10 protein-coding genes and 1 pseudogene are annotated in these 10,405 nt (G+C 49.7%); 9 read left to right on the top strand and 2 right to left on the bottom strand.

The genetic code is table 11. The features are described 5' to 3' along the window. From I656_RS0117030 to copZ, 7 genes are all read left to right on the top strand, one after another. The coding region (locus I656_RS0117030; protein ID WP_020756881.1) for a 4Fe-4S dicluster domain-containing protein at nt 1-1,317 on the top strand (1,317 nt) is incomplete at its 5' end. A gap of 5 nt (nt 1,318-1,322) precedes the next feature. Further along, nucleotides 1,323-1,523, top strand: coding sequence for a hypothetical protein (locus I656_RS00480; protein WP_033006882.1), 201 nt, complete (start codon nt 1,323-1,325; stop codon nt 1,521-1,523). Between the two features lie 115 nt (nt 1,524-1,638). Next, entirely contained in the window at nt 1,639-3,081 is a 1,443-nt protein-coding gene (locus I656_RS00485; protein WP_020756879.1) for a glycoside hydrolase family 1 protein, read from the top strand. A gap of 136 nt (nt 3,082-3,217) precedes the next feature. Then, nucleotides 3,218-3,769 carry an NADPH-dependent FMN reductase gene (locus I656_RS00490; RefSeq protein WP_033006883.1) on the top strand — a complete coding sequence of 184 codons (552 nt, stop codon included), beginning with the start codon at nt 3,218-3,220 and terminating at the stop codon, nt 3,767-3,769. Nucleotides 3,770-3,917: 148 nt separating this feature from the next. After that, on the top strand, nt 3,918-4,229 hold the full coding sequence (locus I656_RS00495; protein WP_013523213.1) for a metal-sensing transcriptional repressor: 312 nt from the start codon (nt 3,918-3,920) through the stop codon (nt 4,227-4,229). Between the two features lie 15 nt (nt 4,230-4,244). Next, complete coding sequence (locus tag I656_RS00500; protein WP_020756875.1) at nt 4,245-6,641, top strand: heavy metal translocating P-type ATPase; 2,397 nt, start codon at nt 4,245-4,247, stop codon at nt 6,639-6,641. Nucleotides 6,642-6,662: 21 nt separating this feature from the next. Then, nucleotides 6,663-6,866 (top strand): copper chaperone CopZ, encoded by a 204-nt coding sequence (copZ, locus tag I656_RS00505; protein ID WP_011230404.1) that lies wholly within the window; start codon nt 6,663-6,665, stop codon nt 6,864-6,866. Nucleotides 6,867-6,907: 41 nt separating this feature from the next. Here copZ and I656_RS18415 read toward each other — a convergent pair. Both I656_RS18415 and I656_RS00510 read right to left on the bottom strand, forming a co-directional pair. Continuing rightward, a pseudogene (locus I656_RS18415) lies at nt 6,908-7,060 on the bottom strand (multicopper oxidase domain-containing protein); the annotation flags it as partial. Between the two features lie 29 nt (nt 7,061-7,089). Beyond that, complete coding sequence (locus I656_RS00510; protein WP_033006881.1) at nt 7,090-7,980, bottom strand: C39 family peptidase; 891 nt, start codon at nt 7,978-7,980, stop codon at nt 7,090-7,092. A 286-nt stretch (nt 7,981-8,266) separates the two neighbouring features. Here I656_RS00510 and I656_RS19570 point away from each other — a divergent pair, with 286 nt between their 5' ends. Further along, a complete protein-coding gene (locus I656_RS19570) occupies nt 8,267-8,842 on the top strand; it encodes an Asparagine synthetase [glutamine-hydrolyzing] (protein WP_020756872.1) in 576 nt (191 codons plus the stop codon). Beyond that, a complete protein-coding gene (gene asnB / locus I656_RS0117025) occupies nt 8,769-10,175 on the top strand; it encodes an asparagine synthase (glutamine-hydrolyzing) (protein ID WP_235048674.1) in 1,407 nt (468 codons plus the stop codon). Before I656_RS19570 ends, asnB begins: the two co-directional genes overlap by 74 nt. Nucleotides 10,176-10,405 lie beyond the last annotated feature (230 nt).

The raw sequence follows: 10,405 nt of genomic DNA, 5'->3' as shown, positions 1-10,405 counted from the left end.
TGGCATTCGAGGATCATTTGCGAGCCGTACAACAACTTTACCGTTTTGCGGGCGAAGTTTGACCAATGGTTTGCCGAGAAAGCAGTCGAACAAGGGGCGTTGCTCGTTTGTGAAACGGTGGCACTCGAATGCATCGTTGAAAAAGGCCGCGTCGTCGGTGTCCGCACCGACCGCCCGGACGGCGAGGTGTATGCCGATGTCGTCGTGCTGGCGGACGGCGTGAACTCGCTTTTGGCGAAACAGCTCGGGTTTCACCGTGAATGGCGGCCGGATGAAGTCGCGCTCGCAGTGATGGACATTGTCAAGCTCGATAAAAAAGTGATCGAAGAACGTTTCAACCTTGATCCGGAGCAAGGATGCACGATCGAGCTGCTCGGCGATGCAACAAAAGGCATATTAGGAACCGGATTTTTATACACCAATAAAGACACCTTAAGCATCGGCGTCGGCACGCTGCTTTCCGGGCTGATCAAACATAAAATCAAACCGTACGAGCTGCTCGAATATGTCAAAAACCATCCGATGATCCGGCCGTATCTCCAAGGGAGCGAGCCGGTCGAGTACTTGGCGCATTTGATCCCGGAAGGCGGCTACCACTCGATGCCGAAAGTGGTCGGGGACGGTGTGCTTGTCGTTGGGGATGCCGCTCAGCTCGTCAATGCCATTCACCGCGAAGGATCGAACATGGCGATGACTTCCGGACGCCTGGCAGCCGAAACGATCATTATGGCAAAAACGTACAACGATTTCTCGGAGAGCATGCTTGACCATTATCGACTGAAACTGATGGAGAGCTTTATTGTCCAAGACTTGAAGAAGTATAAAGATGCAACCCGTCATTTTGATGCGTTCCCGCAATATTTTGAACGCTACATTCCGCTGCTCAACCGGGCGGCCAGCCACATGTTTACGGTCGATGGGACATCGAAATGGGAAAAACAGAAAAAGATTTGGCGCGATCTTGGCTCGGTGAAAGAAAAACTCAAATTGGCGCGTGATGTGTTCAAGGTATGGGGAGGTGATGAAATAATGAGTCATTTGCCAACGATTGAGGAAAAACAATATTTAATCCGCTTTAATGCCGATACGAAGTCCCACCTTCACGTCCTTGACCACGACATTTGCCTGACGAAATGCCCGGATAAAATTTGCACGATTTTCTGCCCGGCGGCGGTGTATAAATGGGAGGGAACGCGGATGCATGTCGGTTATGAAGGCTGCCATGAATGCGGCAGCTGCCGCATCGGCTGTCCGTATGAAAATATTCGTTGGGAGTATCCGAGAGGCGGTCACGGGATCGTCTTTCGGCTAGGGTGATCGTTATGTTCCACATCGGGGATTGCGTCATTTTTGCCTGTGATGGGGCGAGGGAAATCGTGCTTGAAATGAATGCTCACTCTTGCCACGTGTTATGGGAAGACCGTTTCGTCAGTTGGGAGAAAAAAGAGCTGTTAACGGTCGATGTGGAGTTGACGAAAAGGCAAACGATTCGTGTTTCTTCCGATGTCAACCACCCGTTGTAAGGATGGTTTTTTATGGGGGAGAAGAAACAGCGGAACGAAGCATTCGTCGGTGTAGGCGGAGCGGCGTTTGTGGTAAGCTAGTGGGGAGGCATACTTGCACAGGAGGGACTGACTAGTGGTTACAACGAACGAGGCGTTTCCCACCAACTTTTTATGGGGAGGAGCGACGGCGGCCAACCAGATCGAAGGAGGATTTGGCGAAGGAAACAAAGGGGTAAGCATTGCCGATGTGCTTCCGGGAGGGAAAATACGACAGCAGCTGCTGAAAGAGAAAGGACTAAAGTTTGCCATTGATAAAGAGAAGTATACATACCCGAACCATGAAGCGATCGACTTTTACCATCGGTATAAAGAGGATATAGCCCTGTTTGCTGAGATGGGATTTAAAGCGTTCCGCCTATCGATCGCCTGGACGCGCATCTTCCCGAACGGCACCGAGCTTGAGCCAAATGAAGAAGGGCTTGCCTTCTATGATCGGGTGTTCGATGAGTTACATAAATACGGGATTGAGCCGGTGGTGACGATTTCCCATTATGAAATGCCGCTCCATTTGGCCAAAGAATACGGTGGCTGGAGGAGCCGCGAACTGGTAACGTTGTTTGAACGTTACGCCAAGGTGATTTTCCAGCGTTATAAAGATAAAGTGAAATATTGGCTGACGTTTAACGAAATAAACGGTGCGCTCCATTTTCCGCTCATGAGCATGGGATTTGTGCCGGAAAGCGAAGAGACGAAATATCAAGAGTTGTTTCAAGCGTTCCATCATCAATTTGTCGCCAGCAGCCTGGCGGTGAAGGCGTGCCGCGAGATCATTCCGGACGCAAAAATCGGCTGCATGATTCTCGCCGCCCCCGTGTACCCGTACGACTGCAATCCAGAAAACGTCATGCATGCACTTGAAGAGGAGCGGCTGTTGAATTTCTTTTGCGCCGACGTGCAAGTGCGCGGCGAGTATCCATCCTTTATGAAACGCGTGTTCGACGAGCGCGGGGTGAAACTCGATATTCGCGACGGGGATTTGGAACTGATCAAGAAGCATACGGTCGACTATATCGGTTTAAGCTACTATATGTCCGTCACCCAGAAAAAAGACAAGATGGATGATGAGCTCATCCCCGGCAGCGTATTTGATGGGGTGAAAAACCCGTTCCTTAAAGCGAGCGACTGGGGCTGGGAGATCGACCCTATAGGGCTGCGCATCATTTTAAACCGGTTGTACGATCGGTATCGCGTACCGCTTTTTATTGTGGAAAACGGGCTTGGGGCGCATGACAAAGTGGAAGAAGACGGCTCGATTCACGACGATTACCGCATTGACTATTTGCGCCGTCATATCGAAGCAGCGCGTGAAGCGATCGCCGATGGCGTCGAATTGATTGGCTATCTCGTATGGGGCTGCATTGACCTCGTGAGCGCCTCGACCGGCGAGTTTTCAAAACGGTACGGGTTGATTTACGTCGATAAACACGATGACGGCAGCGGCACGCTCGAGCGGAGAAAGAAAAAGTCGTTTGATTGGTATCAAAACGTCATCGCGACGAACGGGGAAGAGTTATAATGGGAATGACCGCAAGGGGAATTTGAAGCAAAAGGCAGCTGATGGAATCGAATGGCAAAATAGTAAGGGAATGCGCGCTCGCCTTGCGCTGCGGGGGAAATTGACCATCAACCCCATTTGAAGGAGGACGAAAATGATGAACATTGTGGCTCTTGTCGGAAGCTTGCGAAAAGACTCATATAACCGGAAATTAGCGGAGTTTATGCGAGAACGGTACAAAGACAAATTCCAATTGGACATTGCCGATATCGGCGCTCTGCCGCATTACAATCAAGACGATGAACTCGATCCGCCCGAAGTCGTGGCGGCATTCAAGCGGCAAGTGGCGGATGCGGACGGGGTTTTGATCGTGACACCGGAGTACAATTGGTCCGTTCCCGGCGTGCTGAAAAACGCGCTAGATTGGCTGTCGCGTGTGGACAAAGTGTTGGTCAATAAACCCGTGATGATTGTCGGAGTATCGACAGGGATGATGGGAACGATCCGTGCCCAGCTTCATTTGCGCCAAATCTTGCAAAGCCCGGGGCTGGCTGCGAAAGTGTTGCCGCCTGCCGGGAACGAGGTATTGATTAATTTTGTGAACCAAAAGTTCGATGAATCGGGGCAATTGACGGACGCAGCAACGATCCAATTGTTGGATCAGGTGATCGAACGGTTTGTTCAATGGATTGCCCAAAGCGGACGGTGAGCACCGTTCGCTTTTTCTTTCGGTAGGCAATGAGTCCGAGTCAGCTGAACAATTGGCTTGATGATGGTGGGCATGATTTGTATTAAGGAGCTTATGTTGCGTTTTATACCCATTACCGGTATAATGTAATGAAAAGAGGTGATGTTTGATGAACCATTATGAAGATCATCATGTGGATAAAAAAATGGTTCCACGAACGGAACAGGAAATCGAACGCATCATCAAGCGCTTGAAGCGCATTGAAGGGCAAGTGCGCGGGGTGCAAAAAATGGTGGAGGACAATCGGTATTGCATCGATATTTTAGTGCAAATTTCTGCGATCAGAGCGGCGTTGAACCAAGTCGGGCTGCAGCTGCTTGAACGCCACGTGAGCCATTGCGTGGCGAAAGCGATCCGTGAAGGGAGCGGAGACGAATCGATTCGCGAATTGATGGATGTGATGAAACAATTTTCGAAGTAAGGGGGGAAACGGGAAATGGGGGAGCCGAAAACCGTGACGCTGAAGGTGACCGGCATGACATGCGCCGCGTGCGCCAATCGGATTGAGAAAGTATTGAATAAGATGGAAGGCGTCAAAGCCCATGTCAATTTGGCCATGGAAAAAGCCACGATTCAATACGATCCATCGAAGCAAACGATCGCCGATATCGAAACGAAAATTGAGAATTTGGGGTATGGCGTTGCGACGGAAAAAGTGACGCTTGATATTGAAGGAATGACATGTGCGGCCTGTGCGACGCGGATTGAAAAAGGGTTAAATCGGATGGAAGGTGTGACAAGCGCTGCTGTCAACTTGGCGACAAACAGCGCGGTGGTCGAATACAAGGAGGGTGTTACATCTGTCGAAGACATTTTAGAGAAAATCAAAAAGCTTGGGTATAAGGGGCAAATTCGAAACGAAGAACAAGACGATGCTGGCCGGAAAGAAGAGCGGTTGAAACAAAAACAACGGCAACTTGCCATTTCTATCATCTTATCGTTGCCGCTGCTTTATACGATGCTGGCTCATATGCCGTTTGATATGGGCTTGCCGATGCCGCAGCTCTTGATGAATCCGTGGTTCCAGCTTCTTTTCGCTACACCGGTTCAGTTCTACATCGGCGGTCCTTTCTATGTCGGGGCGTACCGGGCGTTGCGAAACAAGAGCGCGAACATGGACGTCCTAGTAGCGCTTGGAACATCGGCCGCGTACGTTTACAGCTTGTATGAAGCGTTGCGAACGCTTGGGAATCCTCAATATATGCCAAGGTTGTATTTTGAAACAAGCGCCGTCTTGATTACGCTTGTGCTTGTCGGAAAATACGTTGAGGCTCTTGCGAAAGGGCGAACAACCGAAGCGATCTCGAAGCTAGTCAGCCTGCAGGCAAAGGAAGCTACTGTCATCCGTAATGGGGAAGAAATGAAAGTTCCGCTCGAGGAAGTGGTGATCGGCGATACGATCCTTGTCAAGCCAGGAGAAAAAATCCCGGTGGACGGTACAGTCATCTCCGGCGCCTCTTCCGTAGACGAATCGATGATTACCGGTGAATCGATTCCGGTTGATAAGAAGGAAGGCGACTATGTGATCGGAGCGACCATGAATACAAATGGGGTGCTGACCATTCGAGCAGAAAAAGTAGGAAAAGATACAGCACTTGCCAATATCATTAAAATCGTCGAAGAGGCACAAGGTTCGAAAGCTCCGATTCAGCGGATGGCGGATGTCATTTCGGGTATTTTCGTACCAATTGTTGTCGGAATTGCGGTTGTTGCATTTATGATCTGGTACTTCTTTGCTGCGCCGGGTGATTTGGCGAAAGCGCTTGAGGCGGCCATCGCCGTTCTTGTCATCGCGTGCCCTTGTGCGCTCGGTTTGGCCACACCGACATCGATTATGGTCGGCACCGGCAAAGGGGCAGAACAGGGAATTCTCTTTAAAGGAGGTGAGTACCTAGAGAGAACGCATCAAATCAATGCCGTATTACTCGATAAAACAGGAACCGTGACAAAAGGAAAACCGGAAGTCACCGATGTGCTGGCCTTCCGCGAGGACATGCTCGATTATGCGGTTTCCGCCGAGAGCGCTTCGGAGCATCCGCTGGCTCATGCGATTGTTGAATACGGGAAGAAACAAGCGATTTCGCTGAAGCCATTGGAGCACTTCTCCGCCATTACCGGCCACGGAATTGAAGCTGTCATTGACGGAAAAAGCATCCTTATTGGGACGCGAAAATTGATGAAGGAACGCTCTGTAGCGATTTCTGTGCATGAAGATAAAATGGTAGAGCTTGAAAAACAAGGGAAAACAGTGATGCTCGTTGCCATCGATGGACAGCTTGCCGGCATCATTGCGGTCGCGGATACGGTGAAAGAAAGCTCGAAAGAAGCGATTCAAACATTAAAACAAATGGGCATCGATGTCTATATGGCAACAGGGGACAATCAACGGACAGCGGAAGCGATCGCCAATGAAGTCGGCATTGAGCATGTGTACGCCGAGGTGCTCCCGGAAAACAAAGCGAACATCGTCGAGGAATTGCAAAAGCAAGGAAAACGTGTGGCGATGGTCGGCGATGGGATTAACGACGCTCCAGCTCTGGCCAAAGCGGATATTGGGATGGCGATTGGCACAGGAGCTGATGTCGCCATCGAGACCGCGGACGTGACCTTGGTCGGCGGCGATTTACGCCATATCCCGAAAGCCATTGAGTTGAGCCGCCAAACGATGAAAAACATTCGGCAAAATCTGTTCTGGGCGTTGTTTTATAATACGATTGGCATTCCGGTCGCCGCTTTCGGATTATTGGAGCCATGGATCGCTGGAGCGGCGATGGCATTCAGTTCTGTGTCGGTTGTCGCCAACGCGCTTCGTTTGAAACGCGTGAAACTATAAACATTCAAGGAGGAATGGACGATGACCATTACATTACAAGTACAAGGAATGACATGCGGACATTGCAAAGCGGCGGTGACCAATGCCCTTCAAGCGTTGGATGGCGTCAGCCGTGTAGAAGTGCATTTGCAAGAAGGAACTGTCGATGTGGAGTATGATGAAACAAAGGTCAGCGTAGAAAAACTGAAAGAAGCGATTGAAGAGCAAGGATATGATGTGAAATAACATACGGAAGGTGCCCCGAAGTGATGACGGGGCACTTTTCATTCATCGAATACAAGCGTGTAATCTCGATCGACTTTTTCTTCATTTTTCGGTTCTACGATTAATGTTCCGTACAGTCCTTTGTCCACTTGCTCGGCGCTTTTTTGATGGGAATGATACCAATACGTTCCCGGCACGGTTGCGGTAAATTCAAAAAAGGCAAGCGATTCGGATTCACCGATGTCTAACGGTGGTAGGTAATCGCCTGCCGTCCCATTTGAACCCAAGCGTCGATAAAGTCTTGTTTCGGCGCTTTTTGGTTTTTGACAGCGGTCAATGGATCATTGAAATAAATATACTGCTCATCATATCCCGTAATGAGCACCGCGTGTTCCCGGTACGTGATTTTGATCGGGCCTTGCGGGGTTTGCCATTCCCGAAAGGCAGAGGGAGGAAGAGGACGAAAGGTGGTGTTGGTGATCACCCAAACCGGTGCGCCTTTGGCCAAGTATGTATAGATGTTCTCAAACGATTGCCCTGTTAAGTCGATGATTTGGTTCGGCAAGTACCGCTCAGCCAACTGCTTGATCGGCTTATGGTACACGCCGTATCCAGGCTTCGATAACGTATACATATCGCCGACAAACCCTTCATTTGGGTGGCCGTAAAACACTTGGCCATTCCGCACTTGATACGGAGTAGGGTTTTTCTTGATTTGTTTCGCCAACGTCATCTTATCGACGCGAATGCCGGCATGATTCAAGAGCATGGCCAAGCTGGTTACTTCGCATCCCCTCGGCAGTTCCGGAAGCTGAGACAAAAGAGGGGCGTCAATCAGGACGGATGTCCTTAGCGCTTGTTTCTTTGAAGAGGCAGCTGATCGATTCGCCTCCTTTGCTTGATTGCTGGGGGACGGATTGGTTTCTCTGCTGTTTCTGTTCTGTATGAAGGCTTTGATGGCATCGCCTGTCTGGGCCGAACTTGCATAATAGGATAATGAGGCGGCCAATAGCAAGAAACAGGAAATATACAATCCGAGCGACAGTTGATCCATCCTCCCGTTCAGAGGTCTTCTCAAGAGAACAAAACAAAGGGAAACGATGAGAAAAGTCAAAAAAAGGATAAGCGCTAACAAGCCATTCTCAACTCCTTTGTAACACGTGTGTGTTTTTATCGTAACAGATCGATGTGCAAAAATGGTGAAATTCACACTTTCTCCATACTTTATCGTTAATATTATGAGGAACTGAACATCTTGCCGGCAGTTTTCCTGAAAAAATGGAAACAGATTGTTTTTGAAACTTGATGTTGTGTACGATAGAATGAAAGTGTCTTTGTATAAATCATTTTAGTTTCAAACAAAAAGGTTTTTGGTGTTGTTTTTGGATTCTTCTTAGCAAAGTGGAGGGACAATCATCGCCATGTGCGGTTTTATTGGCTGTATTCATGATCGCCCGAGAGCGATTGAGCAAACATGGAAAACAACGTTGATGGAGATGAACCGCCTGATTACGCATCGCGGCCCCGACGATGAGGGGTATTTTTTTGATGAATACGTGAGTTTTGGCTTTCGGCGGCTGAGCATCATCGATCTGGAGGCGGGGCATCAGCCGCTGTCTTATGAAAACGACCGCTATTGGATCATTTTTAACGGGGAAATTTACAACTATCTTGAATTGCGGGAGGAGCTTTCGGCGAAAGGATATTCGTTTGCGACGCATTCGGATACTGAGGTGATTGTTGCCCTTTACAGCGCCGAAAAAGAAAAAGCGGTCGAAAAGCTGCGCGGGATGTTTGCGTTTGTCATTTGGGACAAGCAAGAGAAAACGGTGTTTGCGGCGCGCGATCCGTTCGGCATTAAGCCGTTTTTTTTATGCGGAGCAAGGAGATCGCACGTTTTTCGCTTCGGAAAAGAAAAGCATCTTGCTCGCTCTGGAACAGGAGTCGCTAAACGGCGATTCCCTGCAGCATTATTTAACGTTCCAATATGTCCCTGAGCCGCTGACGATGTCGGCCGGCATTTGCAAGCTGGAGCCGGGGCATTATCTCAAGAAACAAGTCGGAAAACCGCTCACCATTCATCGTTATTGGAAGGCATCCTTCGAGCCCATTCGCCAATCGGAAGAGGAGCTTGTCAAGAAAATCCGCGATGCGCTGTTTGATTCGGTCAACGTCCATATGCGCAGCGATGTGCCGGTCGGTGCGTTTTTGTCGGGAGGTATTGATTCATCGTTCATCGTCGCCATCGCGAAACAATTCCATCCGCACCTGAAGACATTTTCCGTCGGGTTTGAGCGGGAAGGGTTCAGCGAAATCGATGTCGCAAAAGAAACCGCAGAGAAGCTTGGGGTAGACAACATTAGCTATGTCATCTCACCGCAGGAGTATATGGAAGAGTTGCCGAAAATTATGTGGCATATGGACGATCCGCTTGCCGATCCTGCGGCTGTGCCGCTGTATTTTGTCGCTCGTGAGGCGAGAAAGCACGTCACGGTTGTGCTTTCCGGCGAGGGGGCGGACGAGCTGTTTGGCGGCTACAACATTTACCGCGAACCAGAGTCGTTGCGGCTGTTTGCGCGCATGCCAAACATCGTAAAAGCGGTGTTGCGGGTGATCGCGAAGATGCTTCCGGACGGAATGAAAGGAAAAAGCTTTTTGGAGCGCGGAACGACGCCGCTTGAAGAACGGTATGTCGGCAATGCGAAAATCTATAGCGAAAAGGAAAAAGCGGCGTTGCTCAACACGTACCAAGAGGGGCGCGAATATACGGCGGTGACGGCTCCTTTTTACCGCGAAACGCTTCATGACCCACCCGTCAACCGGATGCAGTATATTGATATTCATACATGGCTAAGGGGCGATATTTTAGTCAAAGCGGACAAAATGACGATGGCCCATTCGCTTGAGCTGCGCGTTCCCTTTTTAGACAAAAAGGTATTTGAGGTTGCTAGGCAAATCGCCCCTAACATGAAAACAGCCAACGGCACGACGAAATATATTTTGCGCAAAGCGGCTGAGGGCATCGTACCGGATCATGTGTTAAACCGGAAAAAATTAGGGTTTCCCGTGCCGATTCGCCACTGGCTGAAAAACGAAATGTATGACTGGGCGAGACAGCTCATCAACGAAAGCGAAACCGATCATCTGTTCCATAAGGACGTGCTCTATCGGCTGCTGGATGAACATGCCCGCCACAAGGCGGACCATAGCCGCAAGCTGTGGACGGTCTTGGCGTTTATGGTTTGGCATCAAGTCTATGTGGAAAAGAAGTACGATTTTGCTCCATCCGCACAAAGCGAGAAGCGGCCAGCGTCTGTTTTGGAGGCGTAGCAGGGAAATGAAGCGTCCCGGAGCTCAGTCGGGACGCTTGTTCATCGAAAGAGGCTGATTTCCGAGCGAAGGAATTTATATAGATGCAATTTGAAGCTTTAACATTTGTAGCTTTTACCGAGCATTTGATCGACTGTCGGGCGACCGAACAACGCCGCTTTCAGACCCATGTATGGGTCTGTGAAGCGGGTGGTTGTTCGGTCTTCCGTTACGCCTTGGCGTGACGGAGG

It is taken from the genome of Geobacillus sp. WSUCF1, from assembly GCF_000422025.1.
GTDB classification, from domain to species: domain Bacteria; phylum Bacillota; class Bacilli; order Bacillales; family Anoxybacillaceae; genus Geobacillus; species Geobacillus zalihae.
The sequence above is the reverse complement of the archived record's forward strand: the minus strand, read 5'-3'. Positions and strand labels throughout refer to the sequence as shown.